The organism is Bradyrhizobium sp. HKCCYLRH3099 (genome assembly GCF_051167855.1).
Lineage (GTDB): Bacteria > Pseudomonadota > Alphaproteobacteria > Rhizobiales > Xanthobacteraceae > Bradyrhizobium.
In genome coordinates, this window is sequence record NZ_JBNPTW010000016.1 from 125,496 (window position 1) to 149,616 (window position 24,121).

A 24,121-nucleotide genomic window follows, 5' to 3' on the forward strand; every position below is an offset into this window, starting at 1 on the left:
TCTCCGCACAAAGTGGTTAATGTCGCGCGCACAGGTCGGCCATTACTGCCATCGCGCGAGTGTCATCAGGTGGGGCTTCGACCCAGGCCGCCCGCAGCGGGCTTTGCGCGCGCAAGTCGCCCCCTCCCACAAATTCCATTGATCGGATCACCGCCGGCCGCCATGTTGGGCCGCCTGCCGGGTGGCGGCGGAACGAACCGCCTCCCCCGCTGTTTTTCGAACTTGCGAAGGATGCTCCATGGCCAAGACCGACCCCGCCGCCGGAAAGCCGATCGCCAACGCCGCGCTCGCCAACATTCCGCGGCTGATCACGGCCTATTATGCGCTCAAGCCCGACCCGCATGAGCCGACCCAGCGCGTCGCCTTCGGCACCTCGGGCCATCGCGGCTCGTCGCTGAAGACCGGATTCAACGAGAACCACATCCTCGCCACCACGCAGGCGCTCTGCGACTACCGGCGCCAGCAGGGCCTCGACGGCCCCCTCTTCGTCGGCATCGACACCCATGCGCTGGCCGAGCCGGCGCTCGCCAGTGCGCTGGAGGTGTTCGGCGCCAATGGCGTCGAGGTGATGGTCGACAAGGACGGCGGCTACACGCCGACGCCGGTGATCTCGCACGCCATCATCTCCTACAACAAGGGACGCACGGCGCATCTCGCCGACGGCGTCGTCATCACGCCGTCACATAACCCGCCTGAGGACGGCGGCTACAAATACAATCCGCCGCATGGCGGCCCCGCCGACACCGACGCGACCGCCGAGATCGAGCGCCAGGCCAACGTCTATCTCGCCAACGACCTCGATGGCGTCTCGCGCATCAGCTACAAGCAGGCCAAGCAGCGCGGCTCGGTGCATGCGCACGACTACATCACGCCCTATGTCGCCGATCTCGCCAACACCGTCGATCTCGACGCCATCAAATCCGCCGGCATCAAGATCGGCATCGATCCGCTCGGCGGCGCGGCGATCGCCTATTGGGCGCCGATCATCGAGCGCTACGGGCTGAACGCCACGATCGTCAACGACCTCGTGGATCCGACCTTCCGCTTCATGACCGCGGACTGGGACGGCAAGATCCGCATGGACTGCTCGTCGCCCTATGCGATGGCGAGCCTGATCGGCATGCGCGAGCGCTTCGACGTCGCCTTTGCCAACGACACAGACGCCGATCGCCACGGCATCGTGACGCGCACGGGCGGGCTGATGAATCCAAACCACTATCTGGCAACCGCGATCGCCTATCTCTTCGCGCATCGGCCCGATTGGCGCGGCGATGCCGCGATCGGCAAGACCATCGTGTCAAGCTCGCTGATCGACCGTGTCGCGCAGAAGCTCGGCCGCAAGCTGGTGGAGACGCCGGTCGGCTTCAAATGGTTCGTCGAAGGCCTCGGCTCCGGCAGCTTCGGCTTCGCCGGCGAGGAGAGCGCCGGCGCGTCGTTCCTGAAGCGCGACGGCACGGTGTGGACCACCGACAAGGACGGCCTGATCCTCGGCCTGCTCGCCGCCGAGATCATGGCCAAGCGCGGCCGCGATCCGAGCGAGCTCTACAAGGAGCTGACCTCGGAGCTCGGTGCGCCGGTCTATGAGCGGATCGATGTGCCGGCGAGCCCGCCGCAGAAGGCGGCGTTGAAGGCGCTGACGCCGGAGAAGCTGAACCTCAATGAGCTGGCCGGCGATCCCGTCCGCGTCGTCCACACCAAGGCGCCCGGCAACGGCCAGTCGTTCGGGGGCATCAAGGTCGAGACCGAGTACGGCTGGTTCGCCGCGCGCCCTTCGGGCACCGAGGACGTCAACAAGCTCTACGCCGAGAGCTTCCGGGATGCGGAACATCTGAAGCGCATCCAGAGCGAGGCGCAGGCGGCGCTGGCGAAGGTCGCGTAGCTTCGCGAACGAACGCATATCGACGAACAAGCCCGCAACGCAAACGCCTTGCGGGCTTTCGTTTTGCCCGAGTCGAGTCTCGGCACGCGCGCCTCACGCAGGCGCCGCAGCTGGGCGTCATTCGCAGCGCCCGGCCCTCACGTGAGCCGCATCACATGCGCTCGCTGAACTTCGAGCCATGCTGCGCCCACCACCACGATCGACACCGACATCAAGATCAAGACGGGATCATCCCATGACCACACGCATCTGCTCGATCGCTCTGGCCGTTCTGCTCGGCCTCGTCGCCGGCACCGCAAGCCTCACCTCGGCCGACGCCGCCCAGAAGGTCGTGACCGGCCGGGAGTCCGCGACCGACATCCCGGACCGCCAGACCGCCAAATCGCCCGTCGTCAAGACGACGGTGTCCCAGAGGCCGCCCTGCACCGGCGCGGTTCGCTGGCGTCCCTGCCGCAACTGACGGCTCGCGTTCGAGCGGATCAGTCCCTCCCACTCAGGACCTCAGCCCATCATGACCAGATCCATCTGCGCGGTCACAGCCGCCCTGCTCGCCATCGCAGTGACCTTCGCTGCCGCGCCGACCCCAGCCGAGGCGGGACGTTTCGTCACCGGACAAGGCGACATCAGCAACAAGCCGGTGACTTCCGTCAGGCTGCCCCCTCGCGTCAATCCAGACCTCACCAAGGAGCGCGTGTGTCGCGACAGATACGGCAGACGGGTGACATGCGCCTGATCCGACAAGCGCGCCCATCGGCCGATCAAGGCATGATCCGCCGCCGCGCCCACGACACCTGCCCATGGCCGTTTCCCTTTTCCCCCGGTTCGGATATCGATGGAGGCACAAGGGATTAGACAGCCATCGGTGAGACCGGATGCGAAGCTCTTCGACTGCCTTGCGCGTGACCTTCAGCGCGCTCGCAACCTCTTTCATGCTGGCTGCGAGCGCGTCGGCGCAGATGGCACCGGAGGCGGCAGCGCCGCGGCCGAAGCCGGCGCCGTCGATGCGCGCCGCGGCCTGCCATAACGGCCAAAGCTTCGATCGCTTCCTCGCCGAGCTGAAGCAGCGCGCCGTCGCCGACGGCGTCTCGCAGCGCGCGATCGCGTCTGCCGCGCCCTACCTCACCTACGACCAGGGCATCGTCAACCGCGACCGCGGCCAGCGCGTGTTCGGCCAGTTGTTCACCGAGTTCGCCGGCCGCATGGCGGCGGTCTACCGGATGCAGAATGGCCAGCAGCACATCAGGATGCATGCGGCGGCGTTCGCGCGCGCCGAGAAGGAGTATGGCGTGCCGCCGGCGGTCATCGCCGCGTTCTGGGGGCTGGAGAGCGATTTCGGCGCCAACATGGGCAATCTGCCGGTGCTGCCGTCGCTGGTGTCGCTGGCCTATGACTGCCGCCGCAGCGAGCGCTTCCAGAACGAGACCATCGCCGCGCTGAAGGTGATCGACCGCGGCGATCTCACGCCGACCGAGATGATCGGCTCCTGGGCCGGCGAGCTCGGCCAGACCCAGTTCCTGCCGACGCATTATGTGACCTACGCCGTGGACTATGATGGCGACGGCCGGCGCGACCTCTTGCGCAGCCCCGCCGACGTCATCGGCTCGACGGCGAACTACATCGCCACGGGGCTGAAATGGCGTCGCGGCGAACCGTGGCTGGAGGAGATCCGCGTGCCCTCGAGCTTCCCCTGGGAGCAGGCCGATCTGACCGTCAAGGCGGCGCGCAGCAAATGGGCCGGTCTCGGCGTCACCTATGCCGACGGGCGGCCGCTGCCAAACGATGCGCTGGAAGCCTCGGTGCTGCTGCCGATGGGCCGCAACGGCCCGGCGTTCCTGGCCTACGCCAATTTTGCCGCCTACACCGAGTGGAACAATTCGCTGATCTATTCGACCACCGCCGCCTACCTCGCCACCCGCATCGCCGGCGCCGCCCCGATGCGCAAGCCCACCGCTCCCGTCGCCCAGCTGCCGTTCAACGAGATCAAGGAACTGCAGCAGCTCCTGGTGAAGGCCGGCTTCGACGTCGGCAAGGTCGACGGCGTGCTGGGACAGCAGAGCCGGATCGCGGTCAAGACCATGCAGCAGCGGCTCGGGCTGCCGGCGGATTCCTGGCCGACGGCGGAGCTGCTGGCACGAATGCGCGGCGGCACGCCGCGGGCGCAAGCCGCGCCGGCTCCTGCCACGGCGTCGCGCTGATCATCAACGTCGAAGGATAAGGCCAATGCCTCACGTCATCGTCAAGCTCTACCCGGGCAGGACCGAACAGCAGAAGCAGGCGCTGGCAAAGGCGCTCACCGAAGCAGTGGTGCGCACGCTGAACTCCGCCGAAGATTCCATTTCGGTGGGCATCGAGGATGTCGCCGCGAATGAATGGACAGCCAAGGTGTACGGGCCCGACATCATCGACAAGGCCGGTACGATCTACAAGAAGCCCGGCTACGAGCCGCAATGAGCTGATGGTGCCATGGTCGCACCCACAGCGTTGTGATTTGCCGCTGCGACGATCGAGCGGGACAGCCTGACGCGTTCGGAGGATCATCCATGGCCATCGTCTTCATTACCGGCAGCACCGATGGGCTCGGCCGCGCCGCCGCGCAATCGCTGCTCGATCAGGGGCATCGTGTGGTGCTGCACGCGCGGACAGCCGACCGCGCCGCGGTCCTGGGCGAGTTGGGATCGCGGGCGGCCGGGATCGCGGTGGGCAATCTCAGCAGTGCTGAGGAGACGCGACAGATCGCAGACCAGGTCAACGCAATCGGCCGCATGGACGCGGTCATCCACAATGCCGGCGTCTATACGCAGCCGGGCCGCGGCGACACTCCGGAAAGCCACGCCATCACCTTCGCCGTCAACACGCTCGCACCGTACATGCTAACCGCGTTGATCGAGCGCCCGGCCCGGCTGGTGTATCTCAGCAGCGGGCTGCATCGCGGCGGCGAAGGCTCGCTGGCCGATCTCGACTGGACCAAGCGCCCCTGGGATTCGGCCAAGGCCTATGCCGAGACCAAGCTGCACGTCGTGGCCCTAGCATTTGCGCTGGCGCGACGCTGGCCCCAGGTGCTGAGCAACGCCGTCGACCCCGGCTGGGTGCGCACGCGCATGGGCGGAGCGGGCGCGCCGGTCGACATCGACACCGGGCAACGGACGCAAGCCTGGCTCGCCGTCAGTGAGGATGCCGAGGCGCAGGTCAGCGGCCGCTACTGGCATCACCTCCGGCAGCAGGAGCCGGCGCGCGAAGCCACCGATCCGGCATTCCAGGACGGGCTGATCGCGAGACTAGGCGAATTGACCGGAATTGCTCTGCCGTAGGCCCGCGCTCGTAGCTGTCGCGCTGTCCCGCAACAAGCTTCTCGCTTGCCGGGCGCGGAAGCCGAGACGGGTTCCACGCGACCGAATACCTCATGTCATACGGACCTCCTGACCATATATCCGGGGGGATGACGAGAGGGACGATCATGACGCGACGACAGGCTGTGTTTCCCGCCGGGCGCCAAGCGCTGTACGACAAGTATAAATATTCGGCGGCGATCCGCTCGGGCGACCTCCTGTTCGTCTCGGGGCAAGTCGGGTCTCGCGAAGACGGCTCTCCGGAGCCGGATTATCAACGTCAGGTCAGGCTTGCCTTTCAGAACCTGGAGGCGGTGTTGAGTGCTGCGGGCTGCACCTCCGCAGATATCGTCGATGTCACGATGTTTCTCACCGATCCTCCATCGCAAATGGACACCCTGCTGAAAGTCCGCGACGAATTTCTTGGTGAACCACCCTATCCGAACATCACCGCTGTCGGCGTTAATTGGCTGGCCGGGTTCGATTTCGAGGTGAAGGTCGTTGCGCGCATTCCTGACGCCTGATGGCTTCTCCCCTGTCCTCCAGAGCCACCGGGAGCATGCGGTCGAATCGATCGGGCCGACGGTCCAGGATGCTCTGACGACCGGAGTGGTGCTGCCGTAATCCCGCGCGCGGGACCATCGTGACTGGCCACGAGCATGATCTCCTCCCACGAGAGCGCTGGAGATGACATCCGTTCTGCACAGCTCGCGCGGAACCCGTCTGCATTTTTTGAATGGCTCTGCCCATTGTGCCGTCTGCGGCGATGCACAATTCACCCTGACCTGTCCCCTCCGCAAAGGAAAAGCCGATGAGCACATCCAAACTGTTCGAGCCCGCCAAGCTCGGTGCGATCACGCTGGCCAATCGCATCGTGATGGCGCCGCTGACGCGCAACCGCGCTGGCGAAGGCCTCGCCGCCGGGCCGCTGACGGCCACCTATTATGCCCAGCGCGCGGACGCGGGCCTGCTGATCTCCGAGGCCAGCCAGGTCTCGCAGCAGGGCCAAGGCTATCAGGACACGCCCGGCATCTATTCGAAAGAGCAGATCGCCGGCTGGCGCAAGGTGACCGACGCCGTGCACGCCAAGGGCGGGCGCATCTTCATTCAGCTCTGGCACGTGGGCCGCATCTCGCACGTCTCGCTGCAGCCGAACGGCGGCGCACCGGTCGCGCCCTCGGCCATCGCGGCCAAAACCAAGACCTTCGTCGGCGGCACCTTCGCCGATGTCTCGGCGCCGCGCGCGCTCGAGCTCAACGAGATCCCGGGAATCGTCGAGGCGTTCAGGCAGGCGGCCCTGAATGCGGTCGAGGCCGGCTTCGACGGCGTCGAGATCCACGGCGCCAACGGCTACCTGCTCGACCAGTTCGCCAAGGACGGCGCCAACAAGCGCACGGACGGTTACGGCGGATCGATCGAGAACCGCGCCCGGCTGATGCTAGAGGTCGCCAAGGCTGTCTCGGGCGCCATCGGCGCCGACAAGACCGGCATCCGCCTGTCGCCGGTGACGCCGGCCAACGACATCAGCGATTCCAACCCGCAGGCCTTGTTCGACTACATCGTCGACCAGCTCAACGCGCTGAACCTCGTCTACATCCACGTCATCGAGGGCGCCACCGGCGGCCCGCGCGACGTCGCGCCGTTCGATTACGCCTCGCTGCGCAAGCGCTTCAAGGGGACGTATATCGCCAACAATGGCTACGATCGCGCGCTCGCCGACAAGCAGCTCGACGCCGGAGCCGCAGACCTGATCGCGTTCGGCCGCCCCTTCATCGCCAACCCCGATCTGGTCGAACGCCTCAAGGCGAATGCCCCGCTCAACGAGCTCGACCGGGCCACGCTCTACGGCGGCGGCGAGAAGGGCTACACCGACTATCCGACGCTCAAGCCGGCACAGGCGGCGGAGTAGTCGTGGTTTCGTAGGGTGGGCACGGCGCGCGAGCAAGCGGAGCATGATGCCGGCAGGCATCTCGCCTTGCGCCTTTGCCCACCCTCCCGCTCAGCGACAAGCGGTGCATTCGCGGCGCCGATCGAACTAGATCATGCTTCCCGGCAGGAAGCAGCGGATGTCGATCCGCAGGCCCGTATTGAGCTCGCGATAATACACCGGCCACACCATCGGCTTGCCGACGCGGTTGGGCTCGGTCACCACCGCCTCATTCGGAACGGTCCACCAGATGCCCTCGATGCGCACGCGGTAGCGGCCGTCCTTCATCTCCCAGTCGACATCCGCCAGCGCCGTGCCGTCGGCATCCGAGCAGCAGGGCCCCTTGCTCGAGCGCAGGCCCTCGAACCAGCCCTTCAGCGGCGAGTTGACGTAGCGACCGTCCAGATCGCGCGCCATCGCGCCGGGAGCCGGAAAACCGCCCATGAGACCGAGCGCGAACGCCGCTGCAAAAACGCTCGCGGCAGACATCGACGACTGACTTCTCATGTTCATCACCTCATGGCTCGCTGCGACGGATGCGCAATAGCTCTGTGAGATCTGTGGCCGAACTACGTAGTTGATCCCGGCTCATTGCACGCGACCCGCAAATTCCTGGCACGCCCGGCGATCTCTCCCACCACGGCCGCGGGACGATTGCCCGACGTGAACCTCGCGGATAGGAAGCGTGCCTGTCGTCCGGCGTGAGCGGCGGCGCGGGCGCGCCCTTCCCAGCCCAGCCTCATTCGCGCGCGCCAAACGAAAGGCCGGGATCGCTCCCGGCCTTTCGCCTGTTGGACCTGGAATGCGCCCGCCTCAGAACTCCGCGCGCACCTTCAGCACCGCGGACTGTTCGAGATATTGGCTGCCCAGAACGGCGTTGTATCCGAGCGAGATCGATTGGCGTTCGCCGAACGCCACGAGCTTGAGCGCGGCACCGAGTTCGGCGAGGTTGCGTTCGGGCGACGGACCCGCGGCCACGAAGGTCGCGCCGCCGCCGGCGAAGCTGGCGGTGACGTTCTGCGCCGTGTTGCCGAACTCGTGGCGCCACGCCGCCAGCGTCTCCAGGCCGAAGCCGTAGGTCGAGGTCACGAGCAAGGGGACGGTCGCGCGCAGGCCGAGGTTTGAGCGCACCGAGTTGGTCGTCTGCTTGGCAACCGCCAGGGCCGCGCCGGCAGCGCTGGTCTCGGTGTAGGCCTGCTGATCGAGACGGGCATAGGTCACGCCGGCAAACGGGGTCAGCACGGCCTGATCGACCCGGACCGGCATGCCGAACTCGCCGCGCACCGTCGTCAGCCAGCCCTTGTGGCTGCCCGAGGCGGCGTCGCTGAAGCCTGCAAAGTTGATGCGCCGCGTGGTGGTGTAGTCGACCAGCGCGATGCCGGCAGAGCCGTTGACGTACCATGACGGCTGCACATAGGCGCCGTAGACCGTGCCTTGATAATGCTGCATGCCGACGGCGTCGCCCGGAGCGGTCCGATCATCCATGCTCGAGGTGGCGTAGCCGAAGGCGGCGCCGATGCGGGACGCAGCGTCGATCCGCTGATCGATGCCCGCCACCAGTCCGCCGGTGTTTCCGGAATAGCCCGCGACGCCGGCCACATCATGCTGCGAGACATTGGTGCCGATCAGGCTGCCCCACACGGTCCGCTCCGGCTCCGGCAAGAGCGCCGGCGCCTTCAGCGCCGGGCGCGCCTTGGTCGCACCAAACGCCATCAGCATCGAGGTCAGAGGATCGGACTCCGCAGCGAACGCGGAGGCCACCCGCGAATTCGGCGACGCCGCCGCGGCCGTCAGTCGGTTGTCGATCTGGGTCTGGAACAGCGCGGCGGTGCTGAGCGGCACCTGGACCTGTGCGCCATTGACGAACGGACGCAGCTGGTCGCCGGCATTGCGCACCTCCCGATCGGTGCCGAGGCTCTGCACGGCGCCGCCGAGCGCCTGCACCTGCGCATTGCCGCCGGTGGAGGCGAACAGGCCGTTCAGGGCCGCCAGCGTGCTCGGCGAGATGCCGGCGATCGTGGCAGGCGAGCGCACGGACGCCTTCAACAGCAAGGCGCCGGTCGACGTATCCGCGGTCAAGCCGACCAGCGCGCTGGAGAAGTCGACGTCGAGCGGGGTCGCCGACACCGAGGTCGCGACGCGATAGACGTCACCGTTGCGGACGATGCCTTGCAGCGTCGGCGCGATCGTCCCCGCCCCCGCAAAGGTCACGTCGCCCGTGATGTTGCCGAGCCTGGTCGACGGCGACGCCGCCGTGCCGCCCGGGCCGAAGATCGTCGTGCGCAGCACCGCGCCGTCGACGAGTTGCACGCCGGCGCCGCCGTTGACCGTGACCTGCGACTTCATCAGATCGAGCATGCCGAAATTGACCACGCTGGCCAGACTGGTCACGCCGTCGAGCGTCAGCTCGTTGGTGCCGAGCCCATTCTGCGCGACGACATTGCCGCTGAAGCCGGTTCCCTTGAGCAGGATGGTGTTGGTCGCGCCGTCCTGGTCGTTGATCACGATGTCGCCACCGAGCTTGCCGGTGTTGACCAGATTGAAGACGCGCTCGCCGAAGAAGGTGGCGGCAACCGAGGTCGTCGCGGCGCAGAGCGGATCGGCCGTGTTGGCCCCCGCCGCCGGACAGGCGTTGCCATTGGCGTCGGTGCCCGAGCCTGAGCTGCGGAACGTGCCGTCAACGGTGCCCGCCGTGCCCTTGGTGAACGATCCGCGCGAAGCGCTCTGATCGACCGAGATCGATCCGGCGATGGTGCCGCTGTTGGTGATCTCGTGCTCGCCCGAACCGAGATAGAGATTGCCCTGGATCAGGCCGGCATTGGTGATGACGCTGTCGCGCGGGCCGGAGTTCGAGCCGCTGCCGGTCAGCGGAAAGGTCGCACCCGTCGCAAGGCCCGCGGCCGTGGTCAGCGGATTGGTGTCCAGCGCCAGGATGTCGCCCTTGATGACGCCATTGGCATTGTTGGTCAGGGTCAACGCCTTGGTCTCGGCGACGGTGACGTTGCCGCTGGAGTCGAACTTGTAGAGCGGCGAATCCGGGTTGCTGCCGGGGATGGTTTCGAACTCGGCGCCGGCGAAGGCTGCGATGGCCCAGTGGCCGTCATAGAACCGGCTGGCCGCCGTCCAGCTGGTGTTGCCGATGGTGCCGGAGTTGGTCACCGTGGTGTCGGCGCGGCCGAAATAAGCGGCGGCGAAGTTGCCGGCCGCGGAGATGGTGCCGCCGGCCTTGTTGTTCACGACGAAGTTGTTGGTGTTGTCGTCCGAGAACAGCGCCGAGATGATCGCGAGGTTCGTGCCGTTGTAGCGAGCGGACGCCGTCGTGCCGACCGAAACCGTCAGCTTGGTCGGATCGAACGTGCCGAAGAAATTCTGGGTGACGGCGAGCGTCCCGGTGTTGTTGACGGTGAACTTGTTGACCTGGCTGTCGGCCACGATGACATGCAGCCGGCCGGCGCTGAGCTGGCTGGTGGTGAGGCTGAGCCAGCCGGCATTGTTGATGATGACGTTGTTGACCGCGGGGTCCTCGTCATTGGAGAAGTTGGCCGCGATCATGCCGCGGTCGGCCAAGCCCGTCTGGGTGTTGGTGGTGAGATTGCGGACGGCTGTGGAATCGAGCGTGATAGTCGCCGTCGGCGGATTTGGATTGTAGCCCGTCGCCGGGAAAGCCGGGTTGGCCGGCGTGTAGCCGTTGCCGCCGCCGGCCGGCGTCGCCGTCGCGGCCGCCGCATCATACACCGTGATCGCTGTGCTGATGGTGCCGCTGCAGGTGACGGTCACGCCGGGCGTCGTGCATTCCGCCCTCGCCTCGCCGGCAGCCATCCATGTCGACAACAGCACGACACTCGCGGCGGCTGCTTCGCTGCGCTTCCTGGTCTTCGATCTCACCTGACGCCCCCAACACTACGCAATACACACGCTTCTTGTTGATGAGCGATTGCATCGAAACCTTGGCAAGATTCTGCGAGGCGAAACTTTCTCGAAATAATAGGGACAAAATCCAACTAACAATCTAATTAGTCGGTACACCTGTATAGTTGTTGCGATGGGAGAGCGCCGCATCGACACAACTGATTGGATAGGAAGACACTCCGCTCCGGAGCGAAGACGACCGCGACGCGCCGGCGCCTGCCCCTCCCGGCATCGAGCCAAAAACGAAAAGGCCGGGATTTCTCCCGGCCTTCCTGCCACGGTGGGGGGCTTTCCGTGGAGCGGCGCGACTGCGCCTATGCGATGCCGCCGTCCTCGACGCGTCAGAACTTGGCGCGGATGCCGGCATAGGCGGCGAGCGGCATGCCCGGCACCATGCTGCGCGGATCGTTGAAGGCGAACGCGTTGCCACCGCCGGCCGTGTTGAAGCCGGCCGTGTCGAATACGGCGCCCGCCGAGTAGTAGCGCTGGTTGAACAGGTTCTGGACCAGGCCGAACACCTCGACGTTCTTGGTTACCTGATAGGACGTGTTCAGATTGACGACCCAGTAGGACGGGACCTTCGGATAGACATTGGTCTCGTCCCGCAGCAGATACTGGGTGCCGACATAGTTCACGCTGGCTCCGACCTTCCAGGCATCCGTCACGGCATATTCAGCCCCGAACTTCAGGCGATGCGCCGGAATGCCAGGAATGTGGTTGCCGGACACGACGCCGACCGGAATGCCCAGGAACGGATCGTTCACGTCGAAGGCGCTGCGGAAGGTGGCGTCGATGAAGGTGTAGTTGGCGTAGGCGCTCCACCGGTTCCAGGCGAGGTCGAGCTTGGCCTCGACACCCTGGCGCAGGGTGGTGCCGGCGTTCTTGAAATAGCCGCGCACGGGGTTCGCCGGATCGACGACGTTGATGATGTCGTCCGAATTCTCGGTGCGGAACACGCTCAGGCCCCAGCGCAGCCGCCAGCCATCGTCGAGGATCGGGGCCTTGACCGGCGCCTTGCGATAGGCCGGCAGATCGGCGGCCAGCGCCGAGCGGCCGCCGGAGATCTCGCCGCGCAGGCCGCCCTCGATGGTGCGGGACACCACCTGCTTCAGCGGCGGATCGGCGATCAGGAAGTTGTCGATCAGGCACGGATTGGCGGGATCCGAACAGCCGAGCTCGAGCGGCGTCGGCGCGCGGTTGGCCTCGGAGTAGCCGGCATAGGCGGTCATGTTGGGCGTGATCTTGTAGGTCAGGCCGACCACCGGGTTGAAGCGCTGGAAGTTGTTGTTGCTGTTGAGCAGCGGCGCGAATCCGGTCTGGTCGCGCAGATTGATCTGCGCCCAGTTGAAGCGGCCGCCGGCGGTCAGCGCCAGCTGCGAGGTGATGTCGAAGGTATTGGTGGCGTAGATGCCAAGATAGGTGTTCTTGGCGTTCAGGTTGACCGGCGCAAGGCCGGCATCAGGCTGATCGATGTAGACGCCGAGTCCGGTCACGAACAGCCGGTCGTCGATGGTACCGAGCTCGGAGGTCGCCCGGAAGTTGGTGTTGCCGTGATCGACGCTGGCGCCGACGACAAAATGATTGTCATGGCCGAACAGCTGGGTGGTCGAGGTCGCCTGCAGCGAGCCGCCATAGCTGTCGGTCTTCACCGTATTGCGGTCGATCTGGCCAAGCGCGATATTGCCCGCCAGCGTGTTGGCGGTCGGGCCCGCGCGATTGATCGGGAGGTCGTTTCCGTTGGCGTCCTCGATGACGAACTCGCCGTTGTCGTCCTCCACTTCGGAGCCGTTGCCGTCGATGCGCGAGGATTTGTAGTTGCGGTAGTAGCCATTGGCCTGGACCGACAGCGTATCGGTCGGCGCCCATTTGAGGCTGGCCTGCACCATCTGCATCTGCAGATGCAGCGACTGCGGCCAGGTGTAGACGCTGGACCAGCGCCGGTTCAGCATCTCGATCGGCGTCGCCGCCACCGAGCCGAGCTTGTTGTCGGCGCCGGTGAAGGAGAGATGGAATTCCGTCGTGTCGCCGCGCGCGCCGAAATCGGCATACATGCGCCGGATCTGCGAGGCCGAGGAATAGTCGCGCCAGCCGCGGTCATAAGCGCCTTCCGCCGCGATATAGGCCGAGTAGGTGCCGTTGTTCCAGCCATATTGCGCGCCCGACTGGACGCGGCCGAACGAGCCGCCGAACAGCTGCGTCTCGGCGCCCTGGTAGTTGAAGCCGTTCTTCATCTCGATCGACATCGCGCCGCCGGTGGCGTTGAGGCCGAACAGCGGATTGTTCGGCATCAAGGTCATGCGCGCGATCGCCATCTCCGGGATCAGGTCCCAGTTGACGATGTCGCCGAAGGCCTCGTTGATGCGGGTGCCGTTCTGATAGACGGCGATGCCCTGCGGCGTGCCGAGCACCGGCGAGGCGGTCTGGCCGCGGTAGTCGAGGTCGCGCTGGAACGGGTTGCCGGTCTGATCGCTGAGCGAGACGCCCGGCATCGACTGCAGAATGCCGTCGAGCAGCGACGGAGTCCGGGTACGATCGAGATCCTTCGCGGTGATCGTCTGGACGTTGGACGGAACCTTGTCCCTCGCGATCTCGCTACCCTGAACAGGCGATACGCCGACCACGTCGATGGTTTGCAATGTCTGCTGTGCATAAACAGCCGTGGGTAGCAACGCACACGTCGCGAGAAGTGCGCTCTTCAGCGCCGAGAGTCTGGTCAAGACGTCCCCCAGTTTCTGATCGACCCGACCCGGCGCCAGCTCGCCCCACGAGCTGCACCCCCGCCAAATCCAGTCGATTCACACGATTTTACGAACGGTAATATTGGTAAATAGCGCCCATGGCGGCCGCAACGGGCAATATTCTTCACCCCCTAGGGAGATTCTTCCCGAATCCGGAAATCGGCGATCATTTTGCCTTGGTGTGCCCTCGGCTCCGCCGCATTGTCGTACCCGGTGCTGGTTTGCAACGGAACCGGGATGATAGAACACATCGGCGCCGCCTGCGCCTTCAGGGCAAGACCGTCACTCGGATGTATCGCGTTCTGCTTGTTGATGACCACCCGGTCGTGATCACGGCCTGCCGCTGGCTGCTCAATGCGGCCGGGATCGGCGCCGTGTCCGAGGCGCATGACGCGGACAGCGGCTACGAGGCCTATGTTCGCGACCGGCCCGATGCGGCCGTGGTCGATCTGCGCCTGCACGGCGATGAGCGCGGCGGCATCGGCCTGATCGAGCGCATGCGCTCGCATGATCCGCGCGCCCGCATCCTGGTGTTCAGCATGCTGGCCGACCCCCGCATCGTCCGCTCCGCGATCGACGCAGGCGCCAGCGGCTATCTGCTCAAGGATGCACCGCCGCACGAACTGCCCAGGGCGCTAGAGCAGATCAGGAGCGGCGGCACCTATCTCGACCCGGATCTCGCCAAACGCATTGCGCTGTTGGGCACCGAGGCCGATGGAGGCGCGACCGCACAGCTCACGCCCCGCGAGCGCCAAGCGATCGCCCTGCTGGCGCAGGCGAAATCCTATCAGGCGATCGCCGACCAGCTCGGCATCAGCTACAAGACGGTCATCAACCTGACCTACCGGCTGCGGCAAAAACTCGGTGCCCGCAGCCTGCCGGACCTGGTCCGCCTCGCGGTGGAGATGTCACGGCCGGGCGCGTGATCAAGCCGCGCCCGCAAGCAGAAGGCCCACGACGGTGTCCCGTCGCGGGCCTCATCCCATGTCGAACGGTCCGGGACGGACCGCGTGCTTACTTCAAAAGCTTGGCGACCGACTTCAGCTCTTTCGCGTCGAGCGTGCCGTCATTGTCAGGATCGGCAGCCTTGAAGCGGCCCTCGACCAGCGCCATGTACTCGCCCTTGGTCAGGGTCCCGTCATTGTCGGGATCGGCGGCCTTGAGATCCTTGGCCGAGACGCGGCCACGCAGCTCCTTGACGTCCAGCGTGCCGTCATGGTCGCGATCGAGGCGATCGAACAGGGCGAGGGCCGCGGCGCGAACCTCGTTCATGTCGGCGGTGCCGTCCTTGTCCGGGTCGATGGATACCAGCAGCTTCGAGGGAGCCGGTGCGCTCACCGCCATCGTGGAAGCGCCGACAATCGCAGCCATGCCGACGGCGGCTGCCGTCATCATCAGTTTCCAATTCATCGAATTGATCCTTTGTCTCCGCCGTCCAACGGGGGCGGCGATGAAGGGCGCGGTAACAACGTTGACGCGCACCAGCGGTTTCACCGCGGCGACGCGTGACGTTGACCTATGGGACGTGTTCCAATTTCGCAAGTGCAAGAACGAGACGTCCGGGAATTTACTGTAGGCGGGCCGGGACTAGAACCTGGGCCCATGCAGGAAATATCTCCCAGGTCGGTCGCGACGCGGCCCATCCTCACGGGCGACGGGGCCTGCTCCCGCCTCGGCACGGGCATTGGCGGCAAGGTGACGCCCCCGCTTCGCTGCGCGTCGCGGCTTTGGCGCCTCGGCGATACTCATGTCCGCTGCCGGCGCCGCCTGCCCTGCGGCCTCGACATCCTTTCCGGACGACGCGCGCCTGGCATGCGTAACGCGACCATGCTCCGCCTCGGGCGGCGCCATCGCGGCTTCGCGTCCGTTGCGCGATCGGGCGATCACGGGCTTGGCGCAGCCGTGCTCGGATCTGGCGCAACCCTTCCTCGCGTGCTTGCCGACCTGGGTCTGCTTCCACCAGGCCTCCAACTGATCTCGCAGCGATTCTTCCGCAACGGCGGCCCCAGGCACCACACTCAGCAGGGACAACAGGAGTGCGATCGCCAGTCCCGACCGCATCGGCTGGAGAGATCGGCGGCGACGATGACCGAAAGTGCGAAGCACGGGCACATCCATTCTCTGGCTGATGCGGCGATCAGCGATACATGCTGCAGCGCATGTTTTCCCCGCTCTATGACCTCAATGTGTTTGCAACACGCCACATTCATCGCAGCGCTGAGATTCATTCGCGGATGGGACGCCATATTGTATCGGCGAAGATATCCCGATCGGCTTGCCGAAACATCCCTATTGCCTTCGAACCAAACAATCAGCTGAGAAATGCGGCGATCCGCAACGGATCGTTCCCGATTGCGTCACCTTTCAGCCGAGACCACCGCATTTTTTTGCCGCTCCGACTCGTTAGCTGCTGAAGTCACGGGGAGCGCGAGGATATGCAATCGGCGGGCATTGCAAGACGACGACGTGGACGAGGAGGATCGCGATGGATCATGGCCGCCGCCACCCTCCTGTTCGCGCCGTTCGCTGCGCGGGCCGAAGAGATCCAGGGTAACGATCCCGCCTCCCCCGGTCACTTCCAGATCGAGCAACGCTTCGGCTATCTCACCACGTTCAACCCGCAGCAGAACGGCGGTCGCCGCGTGCCGCAGCGCGCGCTGACCGGTGAGACCGAGATCGGCTATTCGCCGACCGAATGGTACGAAATCGCGCTGACCTCGCCTTATGCGTTCGCGCGCGCCAATGTGCCGATGGCACTGGGCAACGTGATGGACAATGGCGTGCCCGGCTACTCATTCCAGTCCGGCGGCGTGACGATACGCCAGACCTTCATCCAGGGCGACCGGCTCGAGCGCACGGTGTTCCTCGGCCTCGTCTCACGCACCATCCTGGCGCCGCAGGGCGGCCTGACGCCGGATCTGTGGGTCGCCAACAAGGGCGCCGCCGGTCAGCCGGGCGCGCCTCGTTTCGTGCAAGAGGCCATGCCGCGCGTGTCGCAGATGATCACGCCGATCGTCGGCGTCAATCTGCCCAACGACTACCAGTTGATCTTCAACGCCAACATGACCTTCGGCGTCGTCGGCGCCGGCTCGGCCTTCGAGCCATCGGTCCGTTTCGTCAAGCGCCTGAGCGACCGCTGGACGGTTGGCATCGAGCATTTCTCCAATCTCGGGCCGATCGGCCACATCCTGCCCTGGCATCAGCAGATGCAGACGCTCTATGCGGTGGCCGATACCCGCTTCAAGGGGTTCGAGTTCAGCTTCGGCGTCGGCTACGGCCTGACCAATGCCTCGCGCGGCCTCGCGATCAAGACCAGCATCGGCAAGGATTTCTGATCAGGCCCGCTGCCGGCTCCTCATCTCATCCTCCATCAGAAGCAAAGGACACTCGTCATGCGCCGCCTCGTCACCGCCTGCGCCATGCTCACACTGGCCGGCTTTGCCGCTCACGCCGAAGACGGCCCGCGCTTTCTCAATCGCACCGGACAGACCATCGTGAAGATGTACCTGGCGGCCGCAGGCACCAAGAGCTGGGGCACCGATCAGTGCAAGAACGACGACGAGGGCATGGTCGACCATAACGAGCGCATGACCCTGGTCGGCGTCAAGTCGGGCCGCTACGACATCAAGCTGTCGGAACAAGGCGGCCGCACCTGTATCGCCAAGAACATCGAGTTGAAGGAAGGCGCGCAGTTCATCATACGCGATACCGATCTCACCGAATGTTCGAAGTGACCGGTACGCCCGCAGCCTCGCGGCCGCTCAGCGCGGCCGCAGGCGCAACGGCACGCTGCGCGACACCTGCGCCATGGTCATCACCGGAGGGAAGCGCGGGAACGGCTGAGCCCGTTCGATGATCGACAGGGCCGCACGATCGAGCGCCGGAGAGCCCGAACTCCCGGCGAGCCGGCGCGACAGCAGCCGTCCGTTGCGGTCGATGACCACACTGACCACGACCGTGCCGCTGGCACCATTGCCATCGGACGGATAGGCGGCCGCCCGGCCGATCTGCGCTTCGACCTGGCGATTCCAGTTGGCCTGACCTTCGCGGGCGCCGGCACTGTCCTCGCCGCTATTGGGGGCCGCGGCCATCCGCGAGGGCCGGCTGGCCGGCGCGGCAGCGGGCTTCGCCGGCGCGGGCTTCTTCTCGACCTTCTCCTTCGTCTCCTTCTTGTCGACCGGCTTGCGCTCGACGCGTTCAGGCACGGGAGCCGGCTTCGACTCCGGCGGCTTGGCCTCGACCGGCTTCGGCGGCGGTGGCGGCGGCAGCACGACGTCGTCGGCGCGCGGCGGTTCGGGCGCGAGCGCGACCTGCGGAGCGGGCTCCGGTGATGGCGGCACGTCGGGCACCGGCTCCGGCTGCGCCATGACCTGCGGCTCAGGCTCGGAGGACGGCTGCGGCGCGGGCTCGGCGACGGCCTCGCGCGCAACGGGCTCCTCCTTGACCTCTTCCTTTGGCGGTTCGACCGGTGTCGAGGGCTCGGCCTGTGGCGTGTCCTGGATCGCGGGAGCGGGTTCGCTCACGACCGCCGGCGTGAACACGACATCGAACGCCGGAGCTTCGGCGCGCCCTTGCGGAGCAGGACGCAGCAGCAAATAGCCAATGGCGAGTCCGACATGCAGCCCCGCCACCACCAGCGCCGCCGTCGTCCACACCGCCCGCTCGCGACGGTCTTCATTCTCGAACGGATTGAGCGTCAGGACGCTCACGGCGCGGCCCGGTCTTCCAGCGCGACCAGCGCCACCTTGGTGTAGCCGGCGCGACGCAGCGTGTTCATCAGCGCCATCACTTCGCCATAGGGCAGCGTCTGGTCGGCGCGCAGCAGCACGCGCTGGCCGTGATCGGACTTCGTCGCCGCATCCAGCGTGGCGGCGATGTCGGCCTGCGCGACGCTTTGATCACCCACGGCGAGCGACCGGTCAGCCTTGAACGTCACGAACACCGGCGTCTCCGCGCGCGGCTGCGGCTCGGCCGAGATCGCCGGCAGATTGACGGGAATATCGACGGTGGCGAGCGGCGCGGCCACCATGAAGATGATCAGCAGCACCAGCATGACGTCGATGAACGGCGTCACGTTGATGTCGTGCGTCTCCTCGAACTCGTCGGGACGCTTGGCGAGCTTGACCGCCATGGCTCACTCCGCGGGATTGACGATCGACATCAGCGGCGCGTCGACCGCGCGGATGGCGCTGCGCCGGGCCTCAGCGGGGCCCGCGTGCTGCCGGTCGAGATCGCGGCTGAGCAGGCGCATCACGGCGACCGACGCATCGGCGATGACGGCGCGATAGCCGCCGGTGGCGCGCGCGAACAGGTTGTAGATGATGACGGCGGGAATCGCGGCGGCGAGGCCGAACGCGGTCGCGAGCAGTGCCTCGGCAATACCCGGCGCGACCACGGCGAGATTGGTCGTATGGGCATGCGAGATGCCGATGAAGCTGTTCATGATGCCCCAGACCGTGCCGAACAGGCCGACGAAGGGCGCGACGGCGCCGACGGTCGCGAGGATGCCGATGCCGCGGCCGATGCGCGACACGGCGGCCGCCTCGATCCGCTCGAACTGCCAGGCAACACGCTCCTTGATGCCGCCGGCCGGCAGGCCGCGGGACTTCTCGATCTCGTCCTCGGCGGTGGCAAGCAGGCGGCTGACGACGCCGCCTTCGGCGGAAACGCCGCCCGTCGCGTCGGAGAGCGATCGCGCCGCGACCGAGATGCTCAGCGCCGCCCGCCCCTTGCGCAGCGCCGAACGCAACTGGATCGTCTTGACGACGAGCACGGTCCAGGTCGCAACCGAGGCCAGCACCAGCCCGATCATGACGGCCTTCACGACGATGTCGGCCTGCAGGAACATCGTCCAGGGCGACAGCGCCTCGGGCAGCGGGCTCGCCAGACTGGCGATCTGTGCCTGGTCCATGATCGTACTCCCTCGTGGCCCCGCGAGATTGGTGATCACGATGGTCGCGCCGTCACGGAATCGCGCAGCGCCGGATCGTGTCGAGGCCTTGTTGTGCCGCGTTCTTGGGGCAAAGTCGCGGCGAAGGTCGCGATCATCCCGATCGTGAAAGAGTGCCGCCTGAGCCTATCGGCTTCAAGGCACTTGAGGTGTGGAAGTTGTCCCCAATGATCCGGGAAAAACTCCCGATCGGAACGGGAGTCGCTGACGTCGTAGGCAAAGGAAAAGGCCGGGATTGCTCCCGGCCTTCTTGATTTGGATCGCCTCTGTCCAGGCGAGCGAGGTCGAGCGCGAAGGCTTACTTCGCCTCGGCGCGCTTCGGCGGCGAGGCCGGCCACGACTTGATCAGGGTGTCGTAGTCGACGGTCTCGCCCTTCGGCTTCTCGTTCGCGAGCTTGCGCTGCGGAGCGATGTTGCCGTCCTTAGCCGACTTGTTGAACCAGAACTCGGCCGATTCCTTCTTGTTCAGCTTCGGACCGCAGTCGCCCTGGACCTTGGACTTCTCGAGACGCTCGAGGACGGAGTCCTGGGCGGCTGCGAGCGCGTCCATCGCGGCTTGCGGGGTCTTCGCACCGGACGACGCATCGCCGATGTTCTGCCACCACAGCTGCGCCAGCTTCGGATAGTCGGGCACGTTGTTACCGGTCGGGGTCCACTGCACGCGCGCGGGCGAGCGGTAGAACTCGATCAGGCCGCCGAGCTTCGGCGCACGCTCGGTGAACGACTTGTCCCAGATGTCGGATTCACGGATGAAGGTGAGGCCGACATGGCTCTTTTTCAGCGACACCGACTTCGACACGATGAACTGCAGGTACAGCCAGGCGGCCTTGCGGCGATCCGGCGGGGTCGACTTCAGCAGCGTCGCCGAACCGGCGTCCTGGTAGCCGAGCTTCATGCCCTCCTTCCAGTACGAGCCGTGCGGCGACGGCGCCATGCGCCACTTCGGCGAGCCGTCCGCATTCACCACCGGCAGGCCGGGCTTCACCATGTCGGCGGTGAAGGCGGTGTACCAGAAGATCTGCTGGGCGACGTTGCCCTGCGCCGGGACCGGACCGGCCTCGGAGAAGGTCATGCCCTGCGCCTGCGGCGGCGCGTACTTCTTCATCCAGTCGAGATATTTGGTGATCGAGTAGACGGCCGCGGGACCGTTGGTATCGCCGCCACGCTCGATCGAGGAGCCGACCGGACGGCAGCCTTCCATGCGGATGCCCCATTCGTCGACCGGCAGGCCGTTCGGGATGCCCTTGTCGCCGTTGCCGGCCATCGACAGCCAGGCGTCGGTGAAACGCCAGCCGAGCGAGGGATCCTTCTTGCCATAGTCCATGTGACCATAGACCTTGACGCCGTTGATCTCCTTGATGTCGTTCGTGAAGAACTCGGCGATGTCCTCATAGGCCGACCAGTTCACGGGAACGCCGAGCTCATAGCCATACTTGGCCTTGAACTTGGCCTTGTAGTCCGGGTTGGTGAACCAGTCGTAGCGGAACCAATAGAGGTTTGCGAACTGCTGGACCGGGAGCTGATACAGCTTGCCGTCCGGCGCGGTCGTGAACGACTTGCCGATGAAGTCGTCAACGTCGAGACCGGGATTGGTGACGTCCTTGCCCTCGCCCTTCATGTAGTCCGAGAGCGCGACGGTCTGGCCGTAGCGGAAGTGGGTGCCGATCAGGTCGGAGTCGTTGATCCAGCCGTCATAGACGTTCTTGCCGGACTGCATCTGGGTCTGCAGCTTCTCGACGACGTCGCCTTCCTGGATCAGGTCGTGCTTCAGCTTGATGCCGGTGATCTCGCTGAACGCCTTGGCCAGGGTCTTGGCTTCATACTCGTGCGTCGTGATGGTCTCGGAGACGACGTTGATCTCCATGCCCTTGAAGGGCTCGGCCGCCTTCGCGAACCACTGCAGCTCCTTGAGCTGCTGTTCCTTCGACAGGGTCGAGGGCTGGAATTCGCTGTCGATCCACTTCTGGATCGTGGCGTCGTCGGCGAGCGCCGGGATGGACAACGTCATGGTCGCGGCAAACAGCGCCACCGCGCTGGTCATCGCAAGATAGCTGGCCTTGCCTGGGTGATGCTTCCGTTTCAAGTGTCGCATGGTTTCCTCCTTGCAGCGACAGACGTATCCAGGTCCGGGTTGGCCCCGGATCTGCCCTTCTTCGCTTGCGTCAGACGGTGCGAAAGATCGCAACGGCTGATGCCAGCGAAATTGCGGTCGCGAGCCACAGGCTCGAAACCTCAAAACCTTCCTCGCCGATCGGCAAGGTCGCAATCGTATCGGTGCCGACCAGCCCGATCCATGCGAGATGAATAACGGCGGCTGTTATCAGGGAGATGAACAGGCGATCACCGCGCGTCGTCGGGATGCGCAGCACGCCGACCCGCTCCGCCTCCGGATAGCGCGCCGCAAGCAGCGTCATGATCCCGAGCGTGCAGGCCAGCGCGGCGAAGAAGATCGCGGTCGGCAGGGTCCACGCCATCCATGCGATGCTGTCCATGGCTTAAACCCTTCTGCCAGAGAGATGGAAAGCACGAGCGCGAAGCGCGGTGACCTCCCCTCCCCCTTGCGGGGAGGGGTCGGGGGTGGGGGTCCCCGCAAAGACTGCCCCTAGGGTACCCCCCTCCCCAGCCCTCCCCCACAGGGGGGGAGGGAGCGCACTGTCCATGTGGCTGAATACGTGTCTCATGTTCACACCCGCCCCAGCGCGAAGCCGCGCGCGATGTAGTTGCGGACGAACCAGATGACCAGCGCGCCGGGGATGATCGTCAGCACGCCGGCGGCCGCCAGCAGGCCCCAGTCCATGCCCGCCGCCGACACCGTACGGGTCATCACCGCAGAGATCGGCTTGGCGTCCACGGATGTCAGCGTGCGCGCGAGCAGGAGCTCGACCCAGGAGAACATGAAGCAGAAGAACGCCGCGACGCCGATGCCGCTCGCGATCAAGGGCACCAGGATCTTCACGAAGAAGCGCGGGAACGAATAGCCGTCGAGGAACGCGGTTTCGTCGATCTCGCGCGGCACCGACGACACGAAGCCCTCGAGGATCCACACCGCCAGCGGGATGTTGAAGATGCAATGCGCCAGCGCCACCGCCCAGGGCGTATCGAACAGGCCGATCGCCGAGTACAGGTTGAAGAACGGCAGCGCATAGACGGCGGCCGGCGCCATGCGGTTCGACAGCAGCCAGAAGAACAGATGCTTGTCGCCGAGGAAGCGGTAGCGCGAGAACGCGTAGGCCGCCGGCAGCGCCACCAGGATCGAGATCACGGTGTTGATGATGACGTATTTCAGCGAGTTGATGTAGCCGGAGTACCAGCTCTCGTCGGTGAAGATCCTGACGTAGTTGGCCAGCGTGGGCTGATGCGGCCAGAGCGTCATCGTCGTGACGATCTCGTTGTTGGTCTTGAAGCTCATGTTGACGAGCCAATAGATCGGCAACAGCAGGAAGACCAGGAACAGCGAGATGATGATACGGCGGCCCGGAATGGTGTTCATCACGCGCCCCCTTCCACCGGCCGGCGCTCGGCGCCGGCATTGGTCATGATGGTGTAGAACACCCAGCACACGATCAGGATGATCAGATTGTAGACCAGCGACAGCGCGGCCGCCTTGCCGAGGTCGAACTGTCCGAGCGCGATCTTGACGAGCTCGATCGAGATGAAGGTCGTCGAATTGCCCGGCCCGCCGCCGGTGACCACGAACGGCTCGGTGTAGATCATGAAGCTGTCCATGAAGCGCAGCAGCACGGCGATCAGCAGCACACGGTGCATCTTCGGCAACTGGATCGCGGTGAACACCGCCCAGCGTGACGCGCCGTCGATCTGCGCGGCCTGGTAATAGGCGTCGGGGATCGACTTCAGGCCGGCATAGCACAACAGCGCCACCAGGCTGGTCCAGTGCCAGACGTCCATGACGATGACGGTGAACCAGGCATCGGCCTCATTCGACACGTAGTTGTAGTCGAACCCGACGGCGTTGAGCGTATAGCCGAGCAGGCCGATGTCGGAGCGTCCGAAGATCTGCCAGATCGTGCCGACCACGTTCCACGGAATCAGCAGCGGCAGCGCCAGCACGACCAGGCAGAACGCAACCGTCCACCCCGCCCGCGGCATCGACAGCGCCACGACGATGCCGAGCGGCACCTCGATCGCCAGGATGGCGAGCGAGAAGATCAGATTGCGGCCGAGCGAGGCCAGGAAGCGGCCGCCGAGATCGGTGGAGGGATCGAGCAGCTCCTTGAACCAGCCGACGCCGTTCCAGAAGAACTGGTTGTTGCCGAAGGTGTCCTGCATTGAATAGTTCACCACCGTCATCAGCGGCAGGATCGCGGAGAACGCGACCAGCAGGAACACCGGCAGCACCAGGAACCAGGCCTTGTTGTTGATGGTCTTGTCCAT

The 24,121-nt window shown here is 65.7% G+C and carries 23 protein-coding genes; 12 read left to right on the forward strand and 11 right to left on the reverse strand.

The window, feature by feature from the left end; genetic code table 11:
- The first annotated feature begins 238 nt into the window (after positions 1-238).
- From pgm to ACQR1Y_RS26005, 8 genes are all read left to right on the forward strand, one after another.
- Positions 239-1,879 carry a phosphoglucomutase (alpha-D-glucose-1,6-bisphosphate-dependent) gene (gene pgm / locus ACQR1Y_RS25970; protein WP_434876980.1) on the forward strand — a complete coding sequence of 547 codons (1,641 nt, stop codon included), beginning with the start codon at positions 239-241 and terminating at the stop codon, positions 1,877-1,879.
- A gap of 235 nt (positions 1,880-2,114) precedes the next feature.
- Complete coding sequence (locus ACQR1Y_RS25975) at positions 2,115-2,339, forward strand: hypothetical protein (protein ID WP_434876981.1); 225 nt, start codon at positions 2,115-2,117, stop codon at positions 2,337-2,339.
- Positions 2,340-2,390: 51 nt separating this feature from the next.
- Positions 2,391-2,612: a hypothetical protein gene (locus ACQR1Y_RS25980; RefSeq protein WP_434876982.1), complete on the forward strand. Its 222-nt coding sequence runs from the start codon at positions 2,391-2,393 to the stop codon at positions 2,610-2,612.
- A 223-nt stretch (positions 2,613-2,835) separates the two neighbouring features.
- Entirely contained in the window at positions 2,836-4,074 is a 1,239-nt protein-coding gene (locus ACQR1Y_RS25985) for a lytic murein transglycosylase (protein ID WP_434877158.1), read from the forward strand.
- Positions 4,075-4,099: 25 nt separating this feature from the next.
- Entirely contained in the window at positions 4,100-4,330 is a 231-nt protein-coding gene (locus ACQR1Y_RS25990; protein ID WP_434876983.1) for a tautomerase family protein, read from the forward strand.
- Positions 4,331-4,419: 89 nt separating this feature from the next.
- A complete protein-coding gene (locus ACQR1Y_RS25995; protein ID WP_434876984.1) occupies positions 4,420-5,187 on the forward strand; it encodes an SDR family NAD(P)-dependent oxidoreductase in 768 nt (255 codons plus the stop codon).
- Between the two features lie 146 nt (positions 5,188-5,333).
- Entirely contained in the window at positions 5,334-5,729 is a 396-nt protein-coding gene (locus ACQR1Y_RS26000) for a RidA family protein (protein ID WP_434857121.1), read from the forward strand.
- Positions 5,730-6,016: 287 nt separating this feature from the next.
- Positions 6,017-7,114: an alkene reductase gene (locus tag ACQR1Y_RS26005; RefSeq protein WP_434876985.1), complete on the forward strand. Its 1,098-nt coding sequence runs from the start codon at positions 6,017-6,019 to the stop codon at positions 7,112-7,114.
- A 126-nt stretch (positions 7,115-7,240) separates the two neighbouring features.
- On the opposite strand, the gene ACQR1Y_RS26010 is transcribed toward ACQR1Y_RS26005, so the two are convergent.
- Positions 7,241-7,576 (reverse strand): hypothetical protein, encoded by a 336-nt coding sequence (locus ACQR1Y_RS26010; protein WP_434877159.1) that lies wholly within the window; start codon positions 7,574-7,576, stop codon positions 7,241-7,243.
- Between the two features lie 369 nt (positions 7,577-7,945).
- Entirely contained in the window at positions 7,946-10,909 is a 2,964-nt protein-coding gene (locus ACQR1Y_RS26015; RefSeq protein WP_434876986.1) for an autotransporter domain-containing protein, read from the reverse strand.
- Between ACQR1Y_RS26015 and ACQR1Y_RS26020 the strand changes: the two genes are divergently transcribed.
- Entirely contained in the window at positions 10,899-11,021 is a 123-nt protein-coding gene (locus ACQR1Y_RS26020; RefSeq protein ID WP_434876987.1) for a hypothetical protein, read from the forward strand. The two genes, ACQR1Y_RS26015 and ACQR1Y_RS26020, sit on opposite strands and share 11 nt — an antisense overlap.
- A 361-nt stretch (positions 11,022-11,382) precedes the next feature.
- Here ACQR1Y_RS26020 and ACQR1Y_RS26025 read toward each other — a convergent pair whose 3' ends face one another.
- Complete coding sequence (locus tag ACQR1Y_RS26025; protein WP_434876988.1) at positions 11,383-13,758, reverse strand: TonB-dependent receptor; 2,376 nt, start codon at positions 13,756-13,758, stop codon at positions 11,383-11,385.
- 119 nt (positions 13,759-13,877) lie between these two features.
- Here ACQR1Y_RS26025 and ACQR1Y_RS26030 point away from each other — a divergent pair, with 119 nt between their 5' ends.
- The gene (locus ACQR1Y_RS26030; RefSeq protein WP_434876989.1) at positions 13,878-14,705 is read left to right on the forward strand and encodes a response regulator transcription factor; all 828 of its coding nucleotides are present in this window, start codon (positions 13,878-13,880) and stop codon (positions 14,703-14,705) included.
- 88 nt (positions 14,706-14,793) lie between these two features.
- Here the strand turns inward: ACQR1Y_RS26030 and ACQR1Y_RS26035 are convergent, their stop codons facing one another.
- Complete coding sequence (locus tag ACQR1Y_RS26035; protein ID WP_434857258.1) at positions 14,794-15,150, reverse strand: EF-hand domain-containing protein; 357 nt, start codon at positions 15,148-15,150, stop codon at positions 14,794-14,796.
- 1,121 nt (positions 15,151-16,271) lie between these two features.
- On the opposite strand from ACQR1Y_RS26035, the gene ACQR1Y_RS26040 reads away from it, so the two are divergent.
- Positions 16,272-17,114 (forward strand): hypothetical protein, encoded by an 843-nt coding sequence (locus ACQR1Y_RS26040; RefSeq protein ID WP_434857127.1) that lies wholly within the window; start codon positions 16,272-16,274, stop codon positions 17,112-17,114.
- Between the two features lie 57 nt (positions 17,115-17,171).
- A complete protein-coding gene (locus ACQR1Y_RS26045) occupies positions 17,172-17,513 on the forward strand; it encodes a hypothetical protein (RefSeq protein ID WP_434876990.1) in 342 nt (113 codons plus the stop codon).
- 27 nt (positions 17,514-17,540) lie between these two features.
- Here ACQR1Y_RS26045 and ACQR1Y_RS26050 read toward each other — a convergent pair whose 3' ends face one another.
- The 7 genes from ACQR1Y_RS26050 to ACQR1Y_RS26080 form a co-directional block, all read right to left on the reverse strand.
- The gene (locus ACQR1Y_RS26050; RefSeq protein ID WP_434876991.1) at positions 17,541-18,488 is read right to left on the reverse strand and encodes a TonB family protein; all 948 of its coding nucleotides are present in this window, start codon (positions 18,486-18,488) and stop codon (positions 17,541-17,543) included.
- A complete protein-coding gene (gene exbD / locus ACQR1Y_RS26055) occupies positions 18,485-18,910 on the reverse strand; it encodes a TonB system transport protein ExbD (RefSeq protein WP_434857130.1) in 426 nt (141 codons plus the stop codon). The genes ACQR1Y_RS26050 and exbD overlap by 4 nt, the downstream gene beginning before the upstream one ends.
- 3 nt (positions 18,911-18,913) lie before the next feature.
- Positions 18,914-19,690, reverse strand: a complete 777-nt coding sequence (exbB, locus tag ACQR1Y_RS26060) for a tonB-system energizer ExbB (protein WP_434876992.1) — start codon at positions 19,688-19,690, stop codon at positions 18,914-18,916.
- Between the two features lie 337 nt (positions 19,691-20,027).
- The gene (locus tag ACQR1Y_RS26065; RefSeq protein WP_434836470.1) at positions 20,028-21,770 is read right to left on the reverse strand and encodes an ABC transporter substrate-binding protein; all 1,743 of its coding nucleotides are present in this window, start codon (positions 21,768-21,770) and stop codon (positions 20,028-20,030) included.
- A 121-nt stretch (positions 21,771-21,891) separates the two neighbouring features.
- Complete coding sequence (locus tag ACQR1Y_RS26070; protein WP_434857132.1) at positions 21,892-22,221, reverse strand: DUF2160 domain-containing protein; 330 nt, start codon at positions 22,219-22,221, stop codon at positions 21,892-21,894.
- Between the two features lie 191 nt (positions 22,222-22,412).
- Positions 22,413-23,219, reverse strand: a complete 807-nt coding sequence (locus ACQR1Y_RS26075; RefSeq protein WP_315721400.1) for a carbohydrate ABC transporter permease — start codon at positions 23,217-23,219, stop codon at positions 22,413-22,415.
- Positions 23,219-24,121, reverse strand: a complete 903-nt coding sequence (locus tag ACQR1Y_RS26080; RefSeq protein WP_434836420.1) for a carbohydrate ABC transporter permease — start codon at positions 24,119-24,121, stop codon at positions 23,219-23,221. The genes ACQR1Y_RS26075 and ACQR1Y_RS26080 overlap by 1 nt, the downstream gene beginning before the upstream one ends.

What these genes read in the sequence shown, in the direction of transcription:
- ACQR1Y_RS26010 (WP_434877159.1), bottom strand. Translation starts at nt 7,576, where the DNA reads ATGGGCGGTTTTCCGGCTCCCGGCGCGATGGCGCGCGATCTGGACGGT.
- ACQR1Y_RS25975 (WP_434876981.1), top strand. Translation starts at nt 2,115, where the DNA reads ATGACCACACGCATCTGCTCGATCGCTCTGGCCGTTCTGCTCGGCCTC.
- ACQR1Y_RS26040 (WP_434857127.1), top strand. Translation starts at nt 16,272, where the DNA reads ATGGCCGCCGCCACCCTCCTGTTCGCGCCGTTCGCTGCGCGGGCCGAA.
- ACQR1Y_RS26075 (WP_315721400.1), bottom strand. Translation starts at nt 23,219, where the DNA reads ATGAACACCATTCCGGGCCGCCGTATCATCATCTCGCTGTTCCTGGTC.
- exbB (WP_434876992.1), bottom strand. Translation starts at nt 19,690, where the DNA reads ATGGACCAGGCACAGATCGCCAGTCTGGCGAGCCCGCTGCCCGAGGCG.
- ACQR1Y_RS26080 (WP_434836420.1), bottom strand. Translation starts at nt 24,121, where the DNA reads ATGGACAAGACCATCAACAACAAGGCCTGGTTCCTGGTGCTGCCGGTG.
- ACQR1Y_RS25995 (WP_434876984.1), top strand. Translation starts at nt 4,420, where the DNA reads ATGGCCATCGTCTTCATTACCGGCAGCACCGATGGGCTCGGCCGCGCC.
- ACQR1Y_RS26000 (WP_434857121.1), top strand. Translation starts at nt 5,334, where the DNA reads ATGACGCGACGACAGGCTGTGTTTCCCGCCGGGCGCCAAGCGCTGTAC.
- exbD (WP_434857130.1), bottom strand. Translation starts at nt 18,910, where the DNA reads ATGGCGGTCAAGCTCGCCAAGCGTCCCGACGAGTTCGAGGAGACGCAC.
- ACQR1Y_RS25980 (WP_434876982.1), top strand. Translation starts at nt 2,391, where the DNA reads ATGACCAGATCCATCTGCGCGGTCACAGCCGCCCTGCTCGCCATCGCA.
- ACQR1Y_RS26030 (WP_434876989.1), top strand. Translation starts at nt 13,878, where the DNA reads ATGGCGGCCGCAACGGGCAATATTCTTCACCCCCTAGGGAGATTCTTC.
- ACQR1Y_RS25985 (WP_434877158.1), top strand. Translation starts at nt 2,836, where the DNA reads ATGGCACCGGAGGCGGCAGCGCCGCGGCCGAAGCCGGCGCCGTCGATG.
- ACQR1Y_RS26070 (WP_434857132.1), bottom strand. Translation starts at nt 22,221, where the DNA reads ATGGACAGCATCGCATGGATGGCGTGGACCCTGCCGACCGCGATCTTC.
- ACQR1Y_RS26065 (WP_434836470.1), bottom strand. Translation starts at nt 21,770, where the DNA reads ATGACCAGCGCGGTGGCGCTGTTTGCCGCGACCATGACGTTGTCCATC.
- ACQR1Y_RS26035 (WP_434857258.1), bottom strand. Translation starts at nt 15,150, where the DNA reads ATGGCTGCGATTGTCGGCGCTTCCACGATGGCGGTGAGCGCACCGGCT.
- ACQR1Y_RS26045 (WP_434876990.1), top strand. Translation starts at nt 17,172, where the DNA reads ATGCGCCGCCTCGTCACCGCCTGCGCCATGCTCACACTGGCCGGCTTT.
- pgm (WP_434876980.1), top strand. Translation starts at nt 239, where the DNA reads ATGGCCAAGACCGACCCCGCCGCCGGAAAGCCGATCGCCAACGCCGCG.
- ACQR1Y_RS26005 (WP_434876985.1), top strand. Translation starts at nt 6,017, where the DNA reads ATGAGCACATCCAAACTGTTCGAGCCCGCCAAGCTCGGTGCGATCACG.
- ACQR1Y_RS25990 (WP_434876983.1), top strand. Translation starts at nt 4,100, where the DNA reads ATGCCTCACGTCATCGTCAAGCTCTACCCGGGCAGGACCGAACAGCAG.